The sequence below is a fragment of the Schaalia sp. HMT-172 genome, from assembly GCF_030644365.1.
In the GTDB taxonomy this organism is placed as follows: Bacteria; Actinomycetota; Actinomycetes; order Actinomycetales; family Actinomycetaceae; genus Pauljensenia.
Genome location: NZ_CP130058.1, coordinates 2,489,332 through 2,511,962, shown reverse-complemented (window position 1 = coordinate 2,511,962; position 22,631 = coordinate 2,489,332). Strand labels below are relative to the sequence as shown.

General features: G+C 65.5%; 20 protein-coding genes. 15 read left to right on the top strand and 5 right to left on the bottom strand.

Annotated elements, in window-relative coordinates:
- Window positions 1–383: 383 nt before the first annotated feature.
- The 9 genes from rpmH to QU663_RS10490 all read left to right on the top strand — a co-directional run bounded on the left by rpmH (window position 384) and on the right by QU663_RS10490 (window position 7,342).
- Complete coding sequence (rpmH, locus tag QU663_RS10530; RefSeq protein WP_003791379.1) at window positions 384–524, top strand: 50S ribosomal protein L34; 141 nt, start codon at window positions 384–386, stop codon at window positions 522–524.
- A gap of 9 nt (window positions 525–533) precedes the next feature.
- A complete protein-coding gene (gene rnpA / locus QU663_RS10525) occupies window positions 534–887 on the top strand; it encodes a ribonuclease P protein component (protein WP_009057174.1) in 354 nt (117 codons plus the stop codon).
- The gene (gene yidD / locus QU663_RS10520; RefSeq protein ID WP_021611598.1) at window positions 884–1,213 is read left to right on the top strand and encodes a membrane protein insertion efficiency factor YidD; all 330 of its coding nucleotides are present in this window, start codon (window positions 884–886) and stop codon (window positions 1,211–1,213) included. The genes rnpA and yidD overlap by 4 nt, the downstream gene beginning before the upstream one ends.
- A gap of 85 nt (window positions 1,214–1,298) precedes the next feature.
- Window positions 1,299–2,645 carry a membrane protein insertase YidC gene (gene yidC, locus QU663_RS10515; protein ID WP_021611597.1) on the top strand — a complete coding sequence of 449 codons (1,347 nt, stop codon included), beginning with the start codon at window positions 1,299–1,301 and terminating at the stop codon, window positions 2,643–2,645.
- Between the two features lie 83 nt (window positions 2,646–2,728).
- Window positions 2,729–3,232 (top strand): R3H domain-containing nucleic acid-binding protein, encoded by a 504-nt coding sequence (locus QU663_RS10510; RefSeq protein ID WP_021611596.1) that lies wholly within the window; start codon window positions 2,729–2,731, stop codon window positions 3,230–3,232.
- Window positions 3,225–3,908: a 16S rRNA (guanine(527)-N(7))-methyltransferase RsmG gene (rsmG, locus tag QU663_RS10505; protein WP_021611595.1), complete on the top strand. Its 684-nt coding sequence runs from the start codon at window positions 3,225–3,227 to the stop codon at window positions 3,906–3,908. The genes QU663_RS10510 and rsmG overlap by 8 nt, the downstream gene beginning before the upstream one ends.
- A 327-nt stretch (window positions 3,909–4,235) precedes the next feature.
- Window positions 4,236–5,114, top strand: coding sequence for a ParA family protein (locus QU663_RS10500; RefSeq protein WP_034480981.1), 879 nt, complete (start codon window positions 4,236–4,238; stop codon window positions 5,112–5,114).
- A gap of 174 nt (window positions 5,115–5,288) precedes the next feature.
- Window positions 5,289–6,566 carry a ParB/RepB/Spo0J family partition protein gene (locus tag QU663_RS10495; RefSeq protein ID WP_034480980.1) on the top strand — a complete coding sequence of 426 codons (1,278 nt, stop codon included), beginning with the start codon at window positions 5,289–5,291 and terminating at the stop codon, window positions 6,564–6,566.
- Window positions 6,567–6,712: 146 nt separating this feature from the next.
- Window positions 6,713–7,342, top strand: a complete 630-nt coding sequence (locus QU663_RS10490) for an HAD family phosphatase (protein ID WP_021611592.1) — start codon at window positions 6,713–6,715, stop codon at window positions 7,340–7,342.
- 386 nt (window positions 7,343–7,728) lie between these two features.
- On the opposite strand, the gene QU663_RS10485 is transcribed toward QU663_RS10490, so the two are convergent.
- A complete protein-coding gene (locus tag QU663_RS10485; protein WP_021611591.1) occupies window positions 7,729–8,763 on the bottom strand; it encodes a D-alanine--D-alanine ligase in 1,035 nt (344 codons plus the stop codon).
- Window positions 8,764–8,785: 22 nt separating this feature from the next.
- Complete coding sequence (locus tag QU663_RS10480) at window positions 8,786–10,114, bottom strand: PLP-dependent aminotransferase family protein (protein ID WP_051267760.1); 1,329 nt, start codon at window positions 10,112–10,114, stop codon at window positions 8,786–8,788.
- Between the two features lie 754 nt (window positions 10,115–10,868).
- Here QU663_RS10480 and QU663_RS10475 point away from each other — a divergent pair.
- The 6 genes from QU663_RS10475 (at window position 10,869) to QU663_RS10450 (ending at window position 19,261) form a co-directional block, all read left to right on the top strand.
- Window positions 10,869–11,540, top strand: coding sequence for an NYN domain-containing protein (locus QU663_RS10475; protein ID WP_198010238.1), 672 nt, complete (start codon window positions 10,869–10,871; stop codon window positions 11,538–11,540).
- A gap of 1,011 nt (window positions 11,541–12,551) precedes the next feature.
- Window positions 12,552–14,585, top strand: a complete 2,034-nt coding sequence (locus QU663_RS10470; RefSeq protein WP_034482351.1) for a TIGR03773 family transporter-associated surface protein — start codon at window positions 12,552–12,554, stop codon at window positions 14,583–14,585.
- A 71-nt stretch (window positions 14,586–14,656) separates the two neighbouring features.
- Complete coding sequence (locus QU663_RS10465) at window positions 14,657–16,270, top strand: anchored repeat ABC transporter, substrate-binding protein (RefSeq protein WP_021612752.1); 1,614 nt, start codon at window positions 14,657–14,659, stop codon at window positions 16,268–16,270.
- Complete coding sequence (locus tag QU663_RS10460) at window positions 16,267–17,634, top strand: choice-of-anchor M domain-containing protein (protein WP_304990592.1); 1,368 nt, start codon at window positions 16,267–16,269, stop codon at window positions 17,632–17,634. Before QU663_RS10465 ends, QU663_RS10460 begins: the two co-directional genes overlap by 4 nt.
- On the top strand, window positions 17,631–18,350 hold the full coding sequence (locus QU663_RS10455; RefSeq protein ID WP_021610586.1) for an anchored repeat-type ABC transporter ATP-binding subunit: 720 nt from the start codon (window positions 17,631–17,633) through the stop codon (window positions 18,348–18,350). The genes QU663_RS10460 and QU663_RS10455 overlap by 4 nt, the downstream gene beginning before the upstream one ends.
- Window positions 18,347–19,261 (top strand): anchored repeat-type ABC transporter permease subunit, encoded by a 915-nt coding sequence (locus QU663_RS10450; protein WP_021610587.1) that lies wholly within the window; start codon window positions 18,347–18,349, stop codon window positions 19,259–19,261. The genes QU663_RS10455 and QU663_RS10450 overlap by 4 nt, the downstream gene beginning before the upstream one ends.
- 448 nt (window positions 19,262–19,709) lie before the next feature.
- Here the strand turns inward: QU663_RS10450 and QU663_RS10445 are convergent, their stop codons facing one another.
- The 3 genes from QU663_RS10445 to QU663_RS10435 form a co-directional block, all read right to left on the bottom strand.
- Window positions 19,710–20,471: a DUF6318 family protein gene (locus QU663_RS10445; RefSeq protein ID WP_084437368.1), complete on the bottom strand. Its 762-nt coding sequence runs from the start codon at window positions 20,469–20,471 to the stop codon at window positions 19,710–19,712.
- A gap of 15 nt (window positions 20,472–20,486) precedes the next feature.
- On the bottom strand, window positions 20,487–21,269 hold the full coding sequence (locus tag QU663_RS10440) for a hypothetical protein (RefSeq protein WP_232210888.1): 783 nt from the start codon (window positions 21,267–21,269) through the stop codon (window positions 20,487–20,489).
- Between the two features lie 142 nt (window positions 21,270–21,411).
- A complete protein-coding gene (locus tag QU663_RS10435) occupies window positions 21,412–22,305 on the bottom strand; it encodes a DUF6318 family protein (RefSeq protein WP_021610590.1) in 894 nt (297 codons plus the stop codon).
- Between the last annotated feature and the right edge of the window lie 326 nt (window positions 22,306–22,631).

Genomic DNA, 22,631 nt, shown 5'->3' with positions numbered 1-22,631 from the left:
TCTATCTATGTGCAGTGTAGCCCGCCCACATGCTTATGCACAGATTGGGGATGGAGCTGTGGAGAACTATCACAGAATCACACGTCTGTAGTTACAACTATGGGTCCGCGGCAGCCTGCGGAAAGCAAAATGACCCACAGCCTGTGGATAACTTTCGTCATCCACCGCTGTGGACGGGGTTGTTCCACAGTGATTTCCACAGCTGTGGAAACTGTGTGTGACGCGGTGGGTACTCTCGCCGCGTTGACTAGGCGCGCCGGTCCGCTTAGTCTTGAAACTTGTTTGCGCCCATTTCGGGCGTGCGTCCCCGCTATCGCGCCCCCGTGGGCTCGATAGCCCAACCGATACGAGTGGGAGACCACTCCCCGCCGAGGAGAATTGCCGTGACCACCAAGCGGACCTTCCAGCCCAACAACCGTCGTCGTTCCAAGACGCACGGCTTCCGTCTGCGCATGTCGACCCGCGCCGGCCGCGCCATTCTGGCTGCCCGCCGTCGCAAGGGCCGCGCCAAGCTGTCCGCCTGAGACACACCGGTGCTGCCGCGCGCGCACCGCATGGTTGACCCAGCGGATTTCACCGCCGCGATCCGTCACGGAGCGCGCGCAGGAGATCCGCTGGTCGTCGTCCACGTCCGAGCCGACGAGGAACGCAACAGCCGCCTCGTCGGTTTCGTCGTACCCAAGCGGGAAATCAAACGCGCCAACGGACGCAACCGCGTCAAGCGGCAGTTGCGGCACTTGATGAGAGACCGGGTCGCCGACCTGCCGGACGGAACCCGCCTCGTCGTGCGGGCCTCGTCCAAAGCGCTCGGCGTCCCCTCGAAGGAGCTGGGCGCTCACCTCGATCGCGTCATGGAGCGAGCATGGCGCAAGTGGGACGCCCGATGAACACGGCCGGCAAGGCAGTGCGCGCACTCCTGTCCGCGCCCATCGTCGCCTACCAGCGCTTCATCTCCCCGGCCCTCGGCCCCCGGTGTCGCTACGCGCCCAGCTGCTCCACCTACGCGCTCCAAGCCATCCGCGTCCACGGCCCCATCAAGGGACTGATCCTCGCGGCCTGGCGCCTGCTGCGATGCAACCCGTGGAGCCACGGGGGAGTAGACCACGTGCCCGAGCGCGGGCGCTGGAAACCCGACCCGTGGGTACCGCCCGAGGACTGGGCCGGCCACGACAACTGGGAACGTCCCGCCCCCATGGGACTCGACCCCACCTGAGACCTCCCCGAGAGCCCGGGGCGGCCTCGGACCCCAAGGAACAACGAAACAGCGGCGCTTCGGCGCCACGGCGAAAGCGAAAACTATGTTCGACGCAATGCTCCACCCCTTCGCGTGGGCAATCTCCTACGTGTGGGTCTGGATCCACGACCTCCTCGTACTGCTCGGAATGTCCTCCGGCTCCGGCATCGCGTGGGTTCTGTCCATCGTGCTGCTCACCATCCTGGTGCGCATCGCCATCATCCCGCTGTTCCTTAAGCAGATCCGCTCCTCGCGTGCCATGCAGGCCATCCAGCCCGAAATGCGCAAGATCCAGGAGAAGTACAAGGGCAAGAAGGACCAGGTCAGCCGTCAGAAGATGATGGAAGAGACCCAGGCCCTGCAGCGCAAGCACAAGGTCTCGCCCTTCGCCTCCTGCCTGCCGATGCTCGTGCAGATGCCCGTCCTCTTCGGCATGTACCGAGCCATCATCGCGGTTTCTTCGATCTCCGCCGGCACATACACCTACCGCGGCGAGGCCACCGACCACCTCGGCCCCCTGACCGCCTCCGTCTCCGAGGAGATCGTCAACTCCACTGTCTTCGGCGTCCCGCTCTCCCACACGCTGCGCGAGTCTTTCGGCCAGCCCAGCGTCGTCGCCGTCTTCGTTGCCGCGATCATCCTCATGGTCGCCCTGCAGTTCTTCTCCATGCGCCTGTCCTTCTCGCGCAACATGCCCGACATGGGCGACAACCCGATGGCCCAGTCGCAGCGCACGATGATGTACATTATGCCGGCGATGTTCATCGTCTCCGGCGCGTTCTTCCAGATGGGCGTCGTCATCTACACCGTGACCGCCTCCTTCTGGGCTCTCGCCCAGTCCTTCTGGACCATCAAGGTCATGCCGACCCCCGGATCCCCGGCCTACGCCGACCTGCTGTCCTCGCGCGAAAACGCCTACCAGGAATGGGCCAAGCCCTACTTCCAGAACTACGACCGTGAGCGCGCCGCCCTCGGCGCACCCGGCACCGACCCGCGCGTCGAGGAGCTCAACGAGCGCACCCTCGCCGAAGTCCGCGCCAAGGCCAAGAAGCAGCACGTCGCCTCCGACTTCCCCGCCTCCATGACCCCCGGCGAAATCGTCACCGTCTACCGCAACCTCGCCAGCCAGAAGTGGACCACCCTGCCCGACGAGCAGTGGATGCACGGCCTGACCCTCGCCGTCGAAAAGCGAGTCGCCAAGCAGGAAGCCTCCGCCCAGCGCGCCGAACTGCAAAAGAAGCAGCGCGAGCGCCGCACTGGCGAGCGCGAGGCCACCAAGGCCTCGTCCGAATCGCGCACGTCCACGCAGGCCGCCAAGGAGTCCTCGAACGGCTCCCTGAGCGCCGAGGAGATCGAGCGCCGCCGCGTCGAGCGACGCAAGGCTCGCCGCCGCTCCGGCAAGAAGCGCTAACTCCTTTAGATTCACGGTCCCAGAACCCCAGCGGGTACCCTGGAGACCAGCAAGACCCCATTCCCCACCACGGAGGACACGTCATGAGTGACGACAACGCAGGCAAGCTCACCCGCCTCGAAGAAGAAGGCGAAATCGCCGCCGACTACCTGGAAGAACTGCTCGACATCGCCGACCTCGACGGCGACATCGAGATCGACGTCGAGAACGGCCGCGCCTCGGTCGAGATCGTCGCCGACGACCCCGAAGCCCTAGACCGCCTCGTCGGCGAGGACGGCGAGGTCCTGGACGCCCTCCAGGAGCTGACCCGCCTGGCCGTTCAGACCGAGACCGGCGAGCGCTCGCGCCTCATGCTCGACATCGCCGGCTTCCGCGCCGAACGCAAGGAAGAACTCCAGGACATCACCCGCGAGGCGATCGCCCGCGTGCGCGCCACCGGCGAGGCCGTCAAGCTCGACGCCATGAACCCCTTCGAGCGCAAGGTGTGCCACGACGTCGTCGCTGACGAGGGCCTGACCTCCGAGTCCGAGGGCGTCGAACCCCACCGACGCGTCGTCATCCTCCCCGAGGAATCCAACGGTGAGTGAGAACCCGAACGGGACGGGAAGGGGTCGCCAGGTCGGCGACCCCTTCGTCCCAGAAGAGCCCACGCAGGCGGTCTGCGACTTCTTCGGCCCTGCTTTTTCCGACGTCGCCGAGTACGCGCGCATGCTCGAGGAGGAGGGCGAGTTGCGCGGCCTGCTGGGCCCGCGCGACATGGAGCGCATCTGGTCGCGCCACATCGTGAATTCGGCGGCCGTCCTCGATTTCATGCCGCGCCGGGAGGGGCGCGAGGTGTTGGACGTTGGTTCCGGTTCGGGCCTGCCCGGCATCGTGATTGCGGTTTGCCGGCCCGACCTGCACGTGCACCTCGCCGAGCCGATGGCGCGCCGCGTCGAGTGGCTCGAGGACGTCGTCGAGGGGCTCGGCCTGGATAACGTCACCATCCACCAGGCGCGCGCCGAAGAGCTGCGCGGCAAGGGCAAGGCCGACGTGGTCACCGCCCGCGCGGTTGCGAACATGAGCAAGCTCGTGCGCATGACGTCTAAGCTCATCGCGCCCGGCGGCACCCTCGTGGCCCTGAAGGGTCGTCGCGCCCCGATCGAGGTCGAGGAGGCCTCCGCGGAGCTGCGTCGCCACCACCTGCGTGCCGAGATCCACGAGGTGCCCTCCGTCATGGAGGACGAGTCGACCTACGTCGTTGTCTGTTCGCGCGTCCGGTGATCGTCTTTTAGGATTCTAAGGGGCACCACAGGTTACTGTGGTGCCCCTTAGTTTGTGTGTCGGGGCTGTTGATCCTGTTCACCTGTCGGCGTTCATTTGTATGTGATGTGCGCCATAGTACTGGCTGTTTTGTAGATCGGTCTGTGTCGTATCTCGTTGCGCCTGGCCGGCCGCGTCGGCCAGGAGAATCGATCCTACAGAACAACTTGTCGTCGGTTTGTTGCAACGCGAGGATATTCGTGTGTCCCTTCATGCATCACGGACTTTCGATGCCGGAAGTGTGCACCCGGCCCCGTAGACTAGAGGCAGTAGCTAGGAAGGTGTCACGTGAATACCAACAACACCCCACTGTCCACTCAGATCGAACGAAACTTGCGCGACTTGGCCATGCTCGAACGCGCCGAGTTCCGCAAGCCCGCGTCCACGCGCATCATCGCCGTCGCAAATCAAAAGGGCGGCGTCGGTAAGACGACCTCGACGGTCAACATTGCCGCCGGCCTCGCGTTGGGCGGCCTGACCGTGCTTGTCATCGACGCCGATGCGCAGGGCAACGCCTCGAGCGCTCTGGGCGTCGCCCATCCCGTTGGCACCCCCTCGACCTACGATGTGATCATCGGCGGAGCGGAGCTTGAGGACGTCGTTCAGCCCTGTCCGGACATCGACGGCATCCTCGTGTGCCCCGCGACGATCGACCTGTCCGGCGCCGAGATCGAGCTCGTCGACGTTCCCCGCCGCGAGTTTCGCCTGCGCGAGGCACTACGTGAGTATGTGGCAGCGCACGGCGAGATCGACGTCGTCCTCATCGACTGCCCCCCGTCTCTCGGCCTCGTGACCCTGAACGTCATGGTGGCCGCCGACGAGGTGATGATTCCGATCCAGGCCGAGTACTACGCGCTCGAGGGTTTGAGCCAGCTGTGGAACACGGTCGAGCGCATCGGCGTGGATCTTAACCCTGGACTTCGTGTCTCTGGGATGCTGCTGACGATGGCTGACAAGCGAACGCGGCTGTCCGAGGAGGTCGAGGGCGAGGTGCGCTCACACTTCCCCGATCACACCTTTACGACCGTGATTCCGCGATCCGTCCGTATTTCCGAGGCGCCCAGCTACGCCCAGACCGTCGTTACCTACGACCCGCGTAATGTCGGCGCGATCGCGTATCGCAAGGCCGCCCTCGAGCTGTGTGAGCGACTGTCGGCGGGGGAGTGAGCGATTGTTTCACGTGAAACAATCGGCCGTTTCCCCACGTTTTCGCAGTTTGGAACGTCGATATCAGAACAAATGACCATTAGTGCACCATAGTGACGAAAGACGCTCAATAGCCGAGCACACGGCATTGTTTCACGTGAAACAATGAACGCACGCAATTGAAGGAGTTATGCAATGGCGGATGTAACACCGAAGTCTGAGGGTCGTAAGGGTGCTCGTAAGCATTCCGGCCTCGGCCGAGGGCTTGGAGCTCTTATCCCCCAGGCAGGTGAACAGACGCCTCAGACAATGTCTGCGGGTCCCTCGCGGCCGCTCGACGTCTTTTTCCCCGAAGGCCCTGCCGCGCGCGGCCGAGGAGGCTCTGCAAAGGATCTCCTCCAGCCCAAGCGAGCCACGGCCTCGTCGAAGAAGAAGCGCCCCACAATGCCTGCTGTGAACACGGGCGGAACGCGGCTCGCGGCGCAGGGCTCCTCGCCCCTTGGGTCCGGGATCAATGGCTCAGCTTCCGACCAGGGCGAATCGGGTTCGCGCGATCACGCCGCGACTGCCGTGGCGGACTCGCCGTCGAATGTTTCACGTGAAACATCCAGCGACCACGAGCTCGTGCCGGTGCCCGGCGCCTCCTTTGCAGAGATTGCTATCGATCAGATCGTCCCCAACTCGAAGCAGCCGCGTGAGGTCTTCGATGAGGATGACCTGAAGGAACTGTCGGCATCCATCAAGGAGGTCGGCGTTCTCCAGCCCGTCGTCGTTCGCAGCATCCCCGCGACGGGGCGTTCCGAGAAGCTCCAGGAGTTCCTCCAGGAGAAGCCCGACGCGCGCTTCGAGCTGATCATGGGCGAGCGCCGCCTGCGCGCCTCCGAGCTCGCGGGTGAAACCACGATTCCGGCGATCATCCGGGAGACCGACGACGGAGACCTGCTCAGAGATGCTCTCCTGGAAAACCTCCACCGGGCCCAGCTCAACCCGCTGGAGGAGGCGAGCGCATATCAGCAGCTCATGGCGGATTTCGGTGCGACTCAGGAAGAGCTCGCCAAGAGAATCGCCCGCTCGCGACCGCAGATCGCCAACACCCTGCGCCTGCTGAAGCTTCCCCCCTCCGTCCAGAAGAAGGTGGCCGCACAGGTCATCACCGCGGGCCACGCCCGCGCCCTCCTGTCTCTCGCGACGGCCGAGGAAATGGAACGGCTTGCTGAACGCATCGTCGCGGAAGGACTCTCGGTGCGCACCACCGAGGAGATCGTCCGTCTCGGAAAGGCGAAGGCCACCCCGCGTCCGCGCACTCGCCAGCAGCCACCACTGTCGCCCCTGGGGGAGAGTGTAGTATCCGCACTGTCGGATGCCTACGACACGCGCGTCTCTATCACGGAAGGCCGCAAGAAGGGTAGGATCGTCATCGAATTCGCAGGATCCGAGGATCTTCAGCGAATTGCAGGCCTTATTCTCCACTGATCTAGCTTCATGGTTCTTTTCGCAGATCACGCGCAGTATGTTCCCTACGCGACATTTTCTGAGCTAATCTTCGACTGAATTAACGCTTAAACTACCTCTAAAGGGTCTGTCATCGGGCCCTCGCAGTACCAGAAGGAGCGAAAGGCATGAATGCCCAAGGCAGTTCGCGCACCGTGCTTTTCGATGTCGGGGGCGTCCTCGTCGACGCCCACCCGGACCCTGCCCTCATCGCCCGCATGTTCGGGGACGAGTCCCGCGGCCTCACGACGCTCGTCGACCAGGCGATGTGGACGCATCGCGGCGAGTACGACGCCGGCCTGGGTGATCGCGAGTTCTGGGATCGGATCGCTGGGGACTGTGGACAGCCTGAACCCTCCCACGCATTGCTGAAGCAGCTCGTCACCCTTGACTCCTCGCGGATGGCCGACGCGAACGAACAGACCCTCGCACTTGTGCGCCTCCTGCGGCATCAGGGTGTGCGCGTCGGCATCCTCTCGAATGCTCCGTACCCGATCGCAAAGGCAATTCGCCGCTCCGAGTGGGGTAGCCTCTTTGACTTCTTCGCTTTCTCGTGCGACTACGGCATCTGCAAGCCAGCCCGCGGCATCTACCGCGACGTCCTCCAGCGCTTGGGCGGACCCGTTTCGGAAGTGGCTTTCATCGATGACCGCCGCGAGAACGTGCGGGCTGCGGAACTCCTGGGCGTCCACGGCATTGTCTGGGAGGGCGCCAAGCAGGCCGAGGCCCGCCTGAAGGAACTCGGTTTCCTGTTCTGAGTGGTCCTCTTTTCTCACGCGACATGGACGTGTCTGTGAGTACTGCCTGAGTGTCGGGTGCCTTCGGGCCCGGCCGCCGAGCGCTTGTTGGCGGCGGCTCGAGGTTGTGGTGTGGTGCCTGAGTGTCGGGTGCCTTCGGGCCCGGCCGCCCGCGAGATCGCCACACGCGAGCCTGCGGCTCGGAGTGGTCGATCTCGAAGCCCGCCCGTGCCCTCCGGGCCCTACGGCACCCCCCACGCTGGCTGCTCGTGGTGTCTGTGCCCGGCCAGGCCCCGCCGCACCGAAACACCAGCGCTCGGCCTTTGCCGACGCGACGCCATCCAAACGAAGGGCCCGGGAGGACGACAGTCCTCCCGGGCCCGGTGCGTCACGCAGGGGAGCGTTCGCTACTCGCCGTCGACAGCCGCGTTCGCGGCAACGTCAACGGCCTCGCCCGACTCGGCGCCACCAGCGCCAGCCTCGCGCTCGGCAGCCACGCGGCCACCCGCCACGAAATCAACGATATCCGCGCACAGCTGCGCAAACGACGAATCCTCCAGCGCATCCGCCGCCTGGGGCAGCAGCGACGTGTCCGTCATGCCGGGAGCAACATTCGCGTCAATGAACCAGCACGTGCCCTCGTCGTCAACCACGAAATCCATGCGCGACAGGTCACGCAGACCAAGAGTCGTGTGTGCCTCGACGGCCGCCGCCTGCAGGTCCGCAAGCACCTCCGAGGAAAGACGAGCGGGCACAAAGTACACGGCCTCGTCCGTCGTGTAACGCGCATCGTAATCGTAACGGCCACCGTCCGTCGCAATCTCAACCGGAGGCAGCGCCACAGGCCCACCCTCCAGGTCCACCACCGACACGGCCACGTCACGACCCTCAATGCGCTGCTCGACCATCAAACGCTGCCCATACGCGAACGCATCAACCATCGAGCGACGCAGCTCCTTCGCGTTATGCGCCGTCGAAATACCAAGCGCCGAACCCCCATCCGTCGGCTTAATGACAACAGGGAACGACACGGAACCCTCCAACGCCGACAGCACACTCGACGCGCCCAACTGGCGGAAAATCGCCTGCGGCAGCGTCACCCAGCCCGGCGTTGCAAGCCCCGCGGAACCCAACAGCGCCTTCGCCGTTGGCTTGTTCGACGCGAGCATCGCCTGCACCGCCGACGACCCCACGAAAGGCACGCCCACGGACTCCAGGAACGACTGCAACGACCCATCCTCGCCAATCGAACCGTGCACGAGGGGCCACACGACGTCAGGGGAGAAGGACTCGATCGCGCCCGCCAGGGACGCATCCACGTCCGAAATAACGACGTCGTAGCCCGCCTGCGTCAGGATGTTCGCGACGCGACGACCCGAACGGACCGACACGTCACGCTCGTGCGTCAGGCCGCCCGAGATGATGAGAACTTTCGTAGCCATAATGTGTTACTCCTAGGGAACCTTAACGGGCGGACTCGGCCCCGGCCTCGTCGATCGAGGCGGTGCCGAACATGTCGACCATTTCCTTCTCAGCGTTGACGACCGTCGACAGGCGACGCACGCCCTCGCGGATGTCCTCGGGGGACGGGTAGCAGAACGACAGGCGCATGTGATTCGACCCCTGGCCATCGTAGAAGAACGCCGTCCCCGACACGTAGGCGACCTGGGCGCGCACCGCGCGCGGCAGCATCGACTTCGCGTTGAGGCCCTCGGGGAGCGTCACCCACGTGTAGAATCCGCCGTCCGGCACCGTCCACGAGCACGACGGCATGTACTCCTCGAGCGCCGTCAGCATCGAGCGGCAACGCTCCGCGTACATCGAACGGAAGGACTTCACCTGCCCGTACCAGTCGTAGCTGCCCAGGTAGTCGGCGATCGCCATTTGGCCCACCATCGACGGGCACAGGATCGCGGACTCGAGAGCCAGCACCAGCTTCGCGCGGATCGCGTGCGGCGCGTACGCCCAGCCGATACGGAAGCCGGGCGCGAACATCTTCGAGAAGGAACCCAGGTAGACGACGCCCTCAGGGCTGTACGAGGCGATGGCCGGCAGGGGGTCGTTATGGAAGCCGAGCAGGCCGTAGGGGTTGTCCTCGACGATCAGGACGTGCTCGCGCAGGCAGATCTCCGCGATGATGGGGCGGCGCTCCGCGGAGAGCGTCACGCCCGCTGGGTTGTGGTAGTTCGGGATGATGTAGATGAACTTGATGGTGCGGCCCGAGGCGCGCACGTCGCGGATCGTCTCCACCAGGGCCTCGGGAATGATGCCGTGCTCGTCCATGGGGACGTGCACGACGTCCGCCTGGCGCGCGCGGAACACGCCCAGGGCGCCCACGTAGGAGGGGGCCTCGGCGAGGACGACGTCGCCCGGATTCACGAAGAGCTCGGTGACGAGGTCGAGGGCCTGCTGGCTTCCCGTCGTGACGACGACGTCGTCGGGGTCGGCGCCGACGATGCCGTCGTAGCTCATGACCTCGGTGATCCGCTCGCGCAGTGCCTCCCAGCCTTGGCCGCTGCCGTACTGCATGGCCTGCGCGCCGTGGTTGCGCACCAGCTTCTCCGCGGACGCGGCGAGCTTGTCGAGGGGCAGGTCCTTGAGGTTCGGCATGCCGCCGGCGAGGGAGACAACCTCGGGGCGCGACACCACGGAGAAGAGCGCGCGGATTTCCGATTCGCGCAGATTGTGGGCGCGTTCCGCGTAGGCGTCGAACCAGGGGTCGAGGCGGTTTCCTTGCGCGGGCGTGCGCCCGGACGAGGCCGGGGTCACGCCGTTGGTCGAAGGCTGAGTCAAGGCATGCCATCCTTTGCATGGGGTCACGTTCAACGTATAGGTCAAGTGTGCCACTTTCCGCGGCTCACGGGGTAACGAGGCCGGTGGTTGGGCAGATGTTTCACGTGAAACATTGGTTGTTGTGTCGCTGGTGTTCCGGGCGCCGTCGTGCCTTGCTCTGGGGCCGGGGCGCTGTGTGTGCCGGTGGGCGGTGGCCCGCCCGCGAGCCGTCCGTGCCGCGAGTTGTTGTTTGTTGCGCGCTGGTGTACTGGGCGCCGGAGGCCCCGGCCGCCCGCGAGATCGCCACACGCGAGCCTGCGGCTCGGAGTGGTCGATCTCGAAGCCCGCCCGTGCCCTCCGGTTCCTCCGGCGCCCTCCATACCCATGGCGCTTGGGCGTTGATGTGCGGCTCGGCGCGTCGACTCGTTGGCCGGCCGTGCCCCGCCACCGCCCACAGGCACCGCGACCGTGCTCCGCGTGGTTGGCCTGCCCATTTCCTCCGCGCGCTCAGGCACCCTCAACAGTGGTGGGACGATAGCTCTTCCTGACTCCACTTCCGTCTATGGCTACGAGGTAGCCAATCAGAGCTCCTAACCGTCGATAGAGGCCAGCGTTCCGCATGGTGATCTCAACTGTGTTATCCCTTGACACCACAGGAAAGACGGTGACATATGCCGTGCGGAGTGTTATGATTCCAGTAGCAAAGCCAGCCGTTGACCCTCCGCTGATATGGAGACGCCGATGACTGGCTTTTAATCTATTGAGGAGCAGCAACGTGGCCAGTTTTTCCGAACGTACAGCGATCCTTGTCGATGGTGGGTTCTACCGCCTTCAGGCAAAGAAACTGTTTGGTGACAAGACCCCCGAGGAACGCGCAGATGAGCTATTTTCATACTGCATACGTCACCTCAACAAGGGGAGTGATGAAGAGGCAAGCCTCTACCGGATCTTCTACTACGACTGCCCGCCATCAACGAAAGTGGTTTTCAACCCCATCACGAAGCGCCAGGTGAACCTTGCCCAGAGTGACCAGTATCGATGGATGAGCGCATTCTTCGATGCATTGGTGAAGAAGCGCAAGGTTGCGTTGCGAAGAGGCGAAGAGCTATCAAGCGGCGGTGAATACACGCTGCGGCCCGGAGTACTGAAGGATCTGTGTGCGGGTAGAAGGACCGTCGAGAGCTTGACCGATCGCGATATTCGACTCACCATCACGCAGAAGGGAGTCGATATGCGTATTGGTCTCGATATTGCTTCGTTGGCCGAACGTGATCTCGTCACGCAGATCATCCTCATCTCTGGTGACTCTGACTTCGTACCCGCCGCAAAATATGCTCGTAGACGTGGTATCGATTTCGTACTTGATCCGATGTGGCACAAGGTATCCACAAGCCTGAACGAGCATGTTGACGGTATCAAATCGAGCGCAAGGCGCCCTTCGAAATAACTACGCGAACATCCTCCTTCTTGGATTTGGTACATTGCGGGTTGCTGTCTCAAGCGCGGTTGAGACGGCATGCAAAAAGTCCGCAGCCCATGCGGGTCTGCGGACTTGCGTGGAACTCCGGCGGAGCCGGGAGTAGCTCAGTGGCGGTCGGCCTTCACGATGTGCTTGGTGTCGGCGAGCTCGTTGAGCTGGTCGATGTGGGCCTGGGCAACCATGACGTCGATGGTGGAGAACATAGCGGGCTCCTCGTGGGATCGTGTATTCAATGGTGTGTTCCTGCTTGGCGAGGCCGGGGATCGCCCGGCGGGTCTCGCGCGAGGAGCATGCCAACGCGGGTGGCGTCGGCGCGACCCTGCGTGTCAAACAAGAAAAGCGCCGGATGAGCTTGGCAGCTTCGTCAGACGCTTGATGGTTATAGTCTATCCCTGCCGAAACGCACAATCAACCGTTCGGCCAGTAATTTAGATCGCACCAAAACCAAGCAATTGCAAAGCAAAGTGGCCGCCTGCGCAGATTTCACCACATCGTGAATCGGCGCTCACAATTCGTGGTGTGTTGGGTGTCGTGGTCTCTGGGAGTACATATGGGCGGGTGTGAGCACGTTGTGGGACAACCTGGTGCAGAGCGCTCAGGAATCTGACCTATTTATGCGCTCCCTAAAAGTCGTATGCAATTCGGTTGTCCGACAATTTTTAGACAGCCTGAAAGTCGCAGAATTTCAACGAAGCGGTTTCAAAGTTTGAAATATGGGGGAAGGAATTGCATGCGACATTTTCGGGGAACCATCTTGTTGATGCGCGGCGACCCGGCGTGCGGCGACCCGGCGCGCGGCGATCCGGCGTGCGGCGACCCGATGCTTCTGTGATCCGGTGCGCGGCGTGCTGACACTCGGAAACCCGAGGCTCGCAGACTGGGCGCCTAGTGCTGAGAGAGCGACGGAGGCGTAATAGGGATAGAATGATAACGATTCTCATTCATATTCACGTGCGAAGCACCTAGAGGACCCCCTCCATGAACCCCACGACATACCGGAACCCGGGCCGCGCAGCTGCCCGGGCTTTCGCCGCCATGGCCCTCGCGGCCACCTCCTTCCTCGTGCCCGGAGCGGCACACGCCGACGAGGCCACCGCAGGAACCGAGGCCACCAACATGACCACCGAGGCTTCGACCTCCAACGGCGCCGACGCCGCAGCAGACGCCGCGACCTCAGGTAGCGACACAACACGCGCAGAAACGACAGGCACCGACACCGCCGACGCGGCCACGACCTCGTCCGAGGCCGACGCTTCCGCCTGCGCCGTCATGCGCACCGCCCCCGCCGGCACCACGGCGACCCTCGACCGCGGCCACGCCGACATCTTCGACCTCACCTCCGACGCGTCCGGCGCGCTCACCCTGCGCATCAAGGAAGATGCCACCGGCTCCGGCGTCATGCGCGAACCCGAGCAGACCCTCCTCGCCGTCAACAAGTCCACCCTCACCCAGATCCCCGCCTCCGTCAGCCAGGCGACCGGCGCGCCCGCCGCAGCCTACCTGCTCGGCCAGTCCGGCGATAACCAGGCCACCGTGCTGTGGCCCGGCTGGGACACCCTCGGCATCGCGGCAGGCGGATACGACGCCGCGCGCTTCCACATCTCCTACACGGGCCCGGCCGATGGGCGCATCTACGCCTTCACCTCCAGCTTCACCGAGGGCACCAAGGCGGTCACCGCGGACGGAAGCTTCGACCTGGCGCCGGGCGGCGACGACATCGACCAGCCCTACGCCGCCCACAAGCACGTTAACTGGCTCTTCACGCGCGCCGGACGCTACACGCTGACCGTCCAGGCCAGCGCCTGGACCCCCGGGAACACGGGTGCAGCCAACGCCCAGTCGGCCGTCCGCACCTACACGATCGACGTCGCTGACGAGGCCTCGTGCCTCGCCGAGGCCGGAGCGGCCCCCTCGACCGACCAGGCGCAGCCCGCCCCCGGCGTGGGTCCCGGCTCGGTGAGCTCCACGAACAATCAGGCCGCGCAGGACCAGGCTGACAACGGCGCCACGGGAACGCCCAGCGCCCCCGCCCCCGGCGCGACCGGAACCACCGGCACCACCGGCACGACGACCGGCGCGAACCCTGCCCCCGCCTCGGGCGCGCGTACCACCGCAGGCACCACCACAGGCGAGCGCTGCGTCGCCACCCGCATCACCCGCGAGGCCACCGAAGCCGAGGCCGCCACCCTGGCCTCGTCCCAAGCACCCGCGAACACCGCGCGCACCACGCTGACCGTCAGCGTCGGCGAGGGCGCCTCCGGCAACGCGACCGACGGCCACTTCGACCTGGGCCCCGCCATCGACAACGGCACCCTCGTCGCCCGCGTCAAGGACGACCGCAGCCAGCCCGCCCAGTGGGTCGACCCCTCGTCCCTGACCTTCGCCCTCGGTGACGCCGCGCGCATCACCGCGCCCGCGGACCTCGGCTTCGTCGCCACCCCCGGCTCCAGCGTTTGGCTGATCCCCTCCACCCAGATCGCGGGCGTGCCGTGGCTCGGCCTGAACTCCCAGCGCGAAGAGATAGTCACCGGCACCACCGGCCCCGTCCAGTTCACCCTCGACGCCGTCGAGGGCCCCGGGCGCGTTGCCGTCTTCAACGCGGGCGCGCTCGGCTCCGGCGTCGGCGAACACGTCTTCGACGGCCCCGGCACCGGCTACACGCTCGGCGCCAACACGCACGCCCACCAGAACTGGGTGTTCACCGCACCCGGCACCTACACGCTCACCATCACCATGCGCGTCACCCCCAACGGTGCGGCGCTCGCGGGCAGCGGCTTCGGGTCCGGCGGCGAGCTCACCGCCACCGGCGCGACCGGACCGAGCGGGCGACCCATGGTCTCCCAGGTCGTCGGCCGCACCGCGTCCGGCAAGGACTGCGACCTCTCCCTGGCCACCACCGGCGCCGACACCATTCCCCTGACCGTCGTCTCCCTCACGTGGGCGCTCACGGGCGCGGCCTGCGTGTGGGTGGGCGCGATCGGACGCCGCCGCAACCTGCGCGCGCAGTCGTGACCCCTCATTCACGAGGCCGACTCTCCCTCGTCCCCCGCCTCCCCTTCCGTGGGTGGCGGGGGAGTGGGTGTGTGCTCGCCGCCTCGACGTTTGCGCTCACGGCGGCCCTAGCGGGGTGCGCGCCCGCGCCCGATCCGGCATCCGACGGTGAACTGCGCGTCGTCGCCACGACCGGCATCCTCGCCGACCTCGTGCGCAACGTTGCTGGAGATCGCGCCCACGTCACGCAGATGGTGCCGAACGGGGCAGACCCGCACTCGTGGGAGCCCTCCCTGCGCACCGTGCGCGACGTGGCCTACGCGGACGTCGCCTTCTCCAACTACCTCATGCTCGAAGAGCACGCCCTCATTCGCGCCCTCGACTCCAATCTGCCGGTCGGCTCGCGCTCCGTCTCCGTCGCCGAAGAGGCCGCCAAGAACGGCGCGACCATCCTGCCCCTCGTCGAAGACCGTGCGCTCGACACCCCCTGGCTTGGCATGCGCGTGTGGGGCGACGGCGCTGACATGGGGGCCACCCGCGCCTCGCAGATTGACCTGACGACCACCGGCGTCGACGGGCCCGGGCAGGCCGCCGCCTACCTCACCACGTCGTTCGGGCAGCCTGAAATCGCCTTCGCGACCTCGGACGGCTTCAACGCCGCAGGCGGATACGACACCGACACCGCGCAGCTGCCCGCCGACGCCCACCAGCACATGAGCTGGGCGTTCACCGCCCCCGGCGTCTACCGCGTCCACTTCCGCGCCAACCTGCGCACCACCCCCGGCGCTACGCCCGTCAGCGTCGGGGAAGGCACCGCCGTCTTCGCCGTCGGCACTCCGCCCGAGGACGTCGCCGCCAGTGAGGGCCGCCGCGTCCTGAACGCCGGCCACGCCGACATCACCGTCAACCTCACCACCAAACGCGTCGAACTCGCCTCCGACGTCGGCGCGCTCGGCGGGGACGAGGCCGCGGCCCCCTGCGTGGGAGCATCTAGCGCCGCGGCGGCCGTCGCCTCGACCATGGAATGCACCGACCTCGACCAGGTCGTCATCGAAGTGCCCACCCGCGCGCTCACGACCATCCCCGGGGAGGCCTCGTTCCGCTTCATCGGCGAGCCCGGCGCCAGCGTGTACATGCTGCCCCAGGCCGTCCTCGGCAAGCACGTCCACGGCGACATCGACCCCCACCTGTGGCACGACGTCCACAACGCCCAGGCGTACGTGCGCGTCATCCGCGACTCGTTGATCTCCGTCGACCCGGGCGGCGAGGCCACCTACCGGGCCAACGCGGCCGCCTACCTGACGCGCCTCGACGAGCTCGACGCCACCGTCGCCTCGACCATCGCGTCCATCCCTTCCGAGCGCCGCAAACTCGTCACCACCAACGACGCCTACGCGTACCTGGCGAACGCCTACGGGCTCACCGTCGCCGGCTTCGTCGCGCCCAACCCCAGCGTCGAACCCTCCATCGCCGACCGCATCAAGCTCCAGGCCACCCTGTCCGACTCCTCGATTCCCGCGGTGTTCCTCGAACCCAACCTGGCGCGCACCCGCTCCACCCTGCGCACAGCCGCCACCGACGCGGGCGTGGACATCTGCCCCCTGTACGGCGACACCCTCGACGACCAAGCACCCACCTACATCGACATGATGGAACACAACGCCCGCTCACTGGCACGCTGCCTGGGCGGCAAGGAGATGCCATGAAACCCTTCCCTTCTCGCCCGATTGCCGGCCGCCGGCTCTTCGCCCCGGGGGCGGCGGCCCGCCCGCGAGACTTGGCGACCGAGCTGCGCTCGGCGCCGCGTCTCGAAGCCCGGCCAGGCCCTGCCGCCGCCCCCGGGGCTAGCCGGCGGCCTGCCAGCGCCTCGTCGCGCTCCGCGCGCCTCGGCCTGGCTCTGAGCGCTCTGCTTGTGTCGGCCTTCCTCGTCATCGTGGGCGCGCCCTCTTCTCTTGCTGACCCGACACCCGACCCCGACCTCGCGCAGAGCGTCGCCGCTCACGAGGAATGGTCGAATGAGGCCAGCGAGATCAGCGTCGGACACGTCGACCTCGGCCCCCGACTGATCGATGGACAGTGGCGGGCCGGCCTGCGCCACGACGCCGAGAGCGGCGCCGTGTGGCGCGACCCCAACCAGACCGTCCTGCGGGTCAGCGACGCGGCCATCATGACCGCGCCCGACTCCGCCGACTACCCCTTCCTGGCCGACGTCGCCGGCAAGCCCGTCCACGTCATCCCCCAGACGCAGAACCCGAGCGTCGTGTGGCTCGGGTGGAACACGCAAGACCCCGCCGTCACGGCCACCATCGACCGCGGCCTCACCATGCGCGTCGGCCCCGTGTCCGGCCCCGGCCGTGCGTGGCTGTTCCTCCAGTCCGGCACCTTCGGCAAGCCCCTCCTGCTCGCCGACTCCGGCGCGGCGCCTGGCGACGTGTGGATCGACTCGGGCACGCACGTGCACGCCAACTGGGCGTTCTCCGCCCCCGGCACCTACACGGCGACCGTGACCTTCCTGGGCACGACCACCGCCGGCGAGGCCGTGAGCGCCTCCACGACCCTGCGCTTCGCCGTCGGTGACGCCGCCTCCGCGTCCGAGGCCCTGGCCATGGCCGCGCCCGCGGCTGCCGGTTCTGGTTCTGGTTCTGGGGACCCGGCCGCGGGCGCCTCCCAAGGCGCTGGCTCCTCTTCCGCGAACCCGGGCGCCGCCGGGCCGGGAGCCGCAGGCTCCTCCGAGTCAACGTCGCCCTCCTCCGAAGGCGGGCTGCCCGACTGGGCTTTCCTCGCTATCATCGCCGTCGCCAGCTTGTCCCTCCTGGTGATTCTTGCGCTCGTCGTCGCGCGCTCGCGCCGCAGCCGCGCCGAACAAGCCGCCGCCATCGCCGAGGCCGACTCCCTCCTCGCCCCCCTGCCCACCGCGAAGGGTGAGGGAAGCGGGGAAGCGGCCATGGCCTCGTCCGATAGGTCCGTGCCCGCCCGAGGCGCGGCGCCCAGCGTGGGGCCTGACGGTGCACCCGGCGCGGGCGAGGGCGACGAGGGCCCCGGCCTCGTCGATCGGGGAGGGGAGCAGTGAGCCAGCTGCGCGTCACCGGACTGGGCGCGTCCCTGGGTGGGCGCAGCGTCCTGACGGGCGTCGACCTGGAGGCCCGGGCCGGGGAGCTCGTCGGCCTCATCGGACCCAACGGCGCCGGGAAGACCACGCTGATCCGCTCGATCCTGGGACTCATCCCCTCCAGCGGGCGCGTCGAGACCGACGGCGCGATCGGGTATGTGCCGCAGCGCCACGAGTTCGCGTGGGACTTCCCGATCAGCGTGCGCGACGCCGTCCTGCAGGCCGTCACCGTGCGGCGCGGGCTGCTCGGGCGCGCGCGGACCCCGCACTTCCGCGCCGTCGAGGAGGCCCTGAGCCTCGTGGGCCTGCGCGACCTCGCGAAGCGTCCCATCGGCGAGCTGTCCGGCGGGCAGCGCCAGCGCGTCCTCGTCGCCCGGGCCCTCGCGATCCGGCCCGCCGTGCTGCTCCTCGACGAGCCCTTCACCGGCCTCGACATGCCCACGCAGGAGATGCTCATGGACCTGTTCCGCGCGCTCGCGGACGGGGGGCGAGCCCTCCTGATGACGACGCACGACCTCATCGGCGCGCGCGCCGGGTGCGACCGCCTTTACCTGCTGCGGCGCACGATCGTCGCCTCCGGGCGGCCCGACGAGCTGGCCGACGCCGACCCGTGGATCCGCGCCTTCGACGTGCGACCCGACAACCCGATCCTCGACGCCCTAGGAGTGCGCGCATGAGCACCGTGATCCACGCGGGGGGAGGAGGCCTCGTCCCGGCGGCGGACTTCCTGAGCCCCTACGACTTCTTCCGCGACCTGACGAACCCGGCGCTGGCGTTCCTGCCGCGCGCGCTGCTGATCGCGGTCGTCGCCGCGCTCGTGTGCGGCAGCGTCGGCGTGCACGTCGTCCTGCGCGGCATGGCGTTCATCGGCGACGCGGTCGCGCACTCCGTGTTCCCCGGCCTGGCGATCGCGTTCGTGTGCGGCGGATCCCTGGTGTTCGGTGGGGCGCTCGCGGGCGTCGTGACCGCCGTGCTCGTGGCACTCCTGGCGCAGAACCGCAGGCTTAAGGAGGACTCCGTCATCGGCGTGCTCTTCGTGGGCGCGTTTGCGCTGGGCGTCGCGATCATCGCGCGGGCGCCCGGGTACGCGGGGAGCCTGCAGGACTTCCTGTTTGGGTCGATCACGGGCATCCCGGCGTCGGATGTGCCCGTGGTGATGTGTGGCGCTGCGTTGGTGCTGCTGATGCTGTTCCTGGCGCACCGGCCCATCGTGGCGGTGACCCTGGACCGCGAGAGCGCCCGGGCGGCGGGCGTGCACGTGCTCGCTGCCGATCTGTCTTTGTATGTCGCCGTGGCTTTAGCCGTCGTGATCTCCGTGCAGATGATCGGCAACGTGCTGGTGCTGGCCCTGCTCGTCACCCCCGCGGCCACCGCGCGGCTCCTGTGCGACCGCCTGGGGACCATGATGATCCTGTCGCCCGTGCTGGGTGCTGCCGGAGGCCTGGTCGGCCTGTACCTGTCGTGGGCGCTGGACGTGCCGACGGGCGCCACGATCGTCCTGGTGCTCACCGCGTGCTTCGTGCTCGCCTGGGTCTTCGCGCCGAGGCATGGGGTCCTCGCGCGGAGGCTGCGGGAGAGGCGGGGGTGAGGGCTTGTGGGCTCCGTGGGCTTGAGGCCTTGGGGGCGCGCGGGCCTGAGGGCCCGGTGCGTCCGTTTGTGTGGGGCGTCTGCGTCGGGCGCGCAGGCGCCTTCGTGGAGCTGGGGCGTGGGCGAGTGGGGCCCAAGTGTGAGCGTTCGTCACTGACTGAGCGGGGTGCTGCCGAGAGGTGGCACCCCGCTTGGTATCAGCGGTGGACCGGCGCGTGTGTGTATTCGGGGTGATCGCGCGGGTGCGGGTGCGCGCGCCTGTAGGCACAGGTACCGAGTGTTTCACGTGAAACATTCGTCTCTGAGGTCGGCATCGTTCCCTGAAGCGACGTCTGTCGTCGTGCCGCGGTGACTGTTTCACGTGAAACATTCTCCTGGGCTCTCTGTCGGGGGCAGAGCCTAGGGGAGTTTTCCGGTTGTGTCAGTAACCCTCGCTCGTCGCCAAACACCTAGAGGAGGTGTGTGTGAACTATCTTCACAACCCAAACATCTCCTTCTGCCTCCAGACGCATCTTGCATTCGTATTGACTGGTTTCGTCACGGCGACCATTGGAGACACTAATCGTCGAATAGTGGGATGAGGGGGTGTCCGCGTCCTTGGGACTGGTAATCAAAGAAGTTGAGGAATAGCGGAACATAATGCATGCTGCATTGACTGGGTGTGCCGGATCTGTGCAATCGTATACCTGCTGTGTCATGAGATACTTCGAGGTGCTAGGACTGATCACGGTTTGTTCCGAATGGAATATTCGCATATCATTTTCGAATTGTGTGCAGAAGGGCTCAGCGTGACATAGCTTCATGAACTCTTCGGTGTCTCCGGTATTGAACGCATAGGTCCATAGATCCAGGTACCACTGCGACGTTGCTTGCGCACTGATTAGTCCACCTGCGTCTAGGTTGGGTGGAGGCGTGGGGCTAGGGATGCTGACGGGTACTGGTTCGTCGGAGGCTGTCATGTCGCCCGACTGGCTGTCGTTCGATGTACTGTCGCCGGACTGGCTACTTCCGGACTGTTCGTCGTTTAACTGACCGCTGCTCAGCGTAGTCGTGTCGGATTGCGACGACTGTGGGGGAGTCTCTCCTTCGGCGTGTGCTCTCGAGCTAAACGCGCGCAGTCCTAGTAGGGTTGCCGCGATGATCGCAACCGTTGCGATGATCGCGACGATCCAGGGGCGGAAGCTGCGTTGCTGTGCCCATATAGTGCTCATGGTTCATGCCTCTCCTTAGTGGCCTTGTTTCTCTTCCCAGGTGTCTGTGTTGTTGATGACCAGGTGAGACAACGGGAACGGTCCGGTTGTCTCGGTGGTGGTGATCAGGCCGTTGATCGTCTGTGTTTCCCCGGTGAAAGGGTTCGTGAGTGTTCCACTCCACGTCGTCGTGAGCGTGATTTCGCGGTTCTCGTGAGGGTACGGGCCGTCGAACCCGGAGCGCCACCCTTGTGGGGGCGTGTAGTAGTGTCGGATCAAGCGTGGGTCGGTGTTCAAATCCATGCCTTCGGACCACACCGATCCCTTGGACGTGGTCACCAGGTTCTGGGTTCCATCTCCCCAGTTCCACTCGTAGTTTGTGGCTGTGAATGTCACGGTGATCTCGCGGCCAAACATTGTAACTACATGACTTTGGGTGGGGCGTGTTGCCGCGACGATGGTGGGGATGAACTTGTTCGTGTAGGAGACGCCGAACGGCCGCTTATACAACCCAGCCCCATCGGCGTGAACAACAGCTGTCGCTAGATACAGAAGGTCTCGTGTCGTGGGAGTGCGGCCGGGGTCTTGGTTCGGTCCACCCTGTGGATCAGGAGGGAGCGGACAGTCATCGACGGTGGCATCATCGGAGACAATGGGGCTGTTGGCCACTTTGCCGAGAAATACTTGTTTGCAGGGCACGGCGCTCTTGTAGGAATCTGACACAGGATCAGCCTCCTCATCAGCGGTGAGGGCAGGAATGTCATCAGCGGGACGATGATCATTCGGCTGAGATGCGGGATCAGACTCGCTATTACCCATCTCGCCGTTAACTAGCGCTTCTCCATCTTCGATATGTCCTCCTATTTTTGGAGTGGGTTGTTCGAGAGCGGCTGTAGCAATGGGTTGCAACAGAGTCGGGAGAGCAAGAAATGGGAGCGCGACAATGCTGAATATCGGTAACCTAGTCCTCATTGTCAGCAACGGTCCTTCCCTGAATTTCTTTCCATTTGCCGTTTTGCCATGTCATGATAAACGTAACCGTCGACTTATATTTTGATGCCGGTGTTTCTACTTTTGTCCTTGTGCAGGATGTTCCCTCATATGTTTCGGTACGGAACTTAACGAGGATGGAACCTTGAGGGACATCATTCCCATTTGCCTCAACCGGCTCGACACGGAGGACATACGTGATGTTGGATTCCATTCCATAATTCCACCCGTCGGAGTATTGCTCATTCACATCGTTAATGTAGTCTGATGCAAATTTTGACGTCGGTGATGACATGTCAGCAAATGGCTGTGTGTCACCTGTGTTGAATGCGTAGATTAGGAGTGCGAGGTAGTGTTCTGCTGCTGCTTCGGCTCCTCGTTCGGTGTTTTCTCTGGCCTCCTCGGGTAGTTCTGGTTTGGTGTAGGTGGATGCCGCGTGCTCGGCGGGGCGCACGAGCACGCCGTCGGGGCCAATTTGGTAGCCGCCCGACATCGCGGCCTCGCCCGAGGCCGTGGCAGACGCAGTGGGCACAGGCCTGGCAGTGGGCGCCGTGGTCGTGGCTGCCACGGTGGGTCTCTCGCCCCAGGCTGGCCACCAGCCTTCGGCCACCCCGTTGATGTACACCGCGAAGACCGCGCCAGCGAAGAGGACCACGTAGGTTACGCGCATCCCCCAATAGAAAGGTTCGACGTGCAGCCACGCCCGGGCGCGGGCCCGCGCGCCCTTGGGGCGGCGCGCTTTGACCTCGGCGCGGTAGTCAGCCCAGCGTCGGCGCAGCGTGTACTTGCGCGGCGCCGTTTCGCGTCGGAATTGCTCCTCGTCCTCCTCGGTCACGGGACGTTCAGACAACGGCGGAACCATCATGATCTATCAACCTCCACGATGAGGTGTCCTCCTGTGCGCCCCCGCCATCGGAGACGCGCCCTGATAGGAGGTAAGACTACGCCTCGAACTGGTAAGAAATACTCAGAATGCGAAGTAACTATTATGCACATTCACCCGATTTCTGGTGATGAGCGGCACAGATGTGCGTTCGTCGCGAGCGCCTCGCGTCTGACCTTGTCAAACATTGATCCGCTCTCCCGACATCCGCGCAACCTACAGGTGAAACTGTGGGCCACTATCTGGACACTGATGTCGATAGGGCGCGCAACGGTGCGAATGTGCAGCGCGCGAGTCAAGCGTCCGAA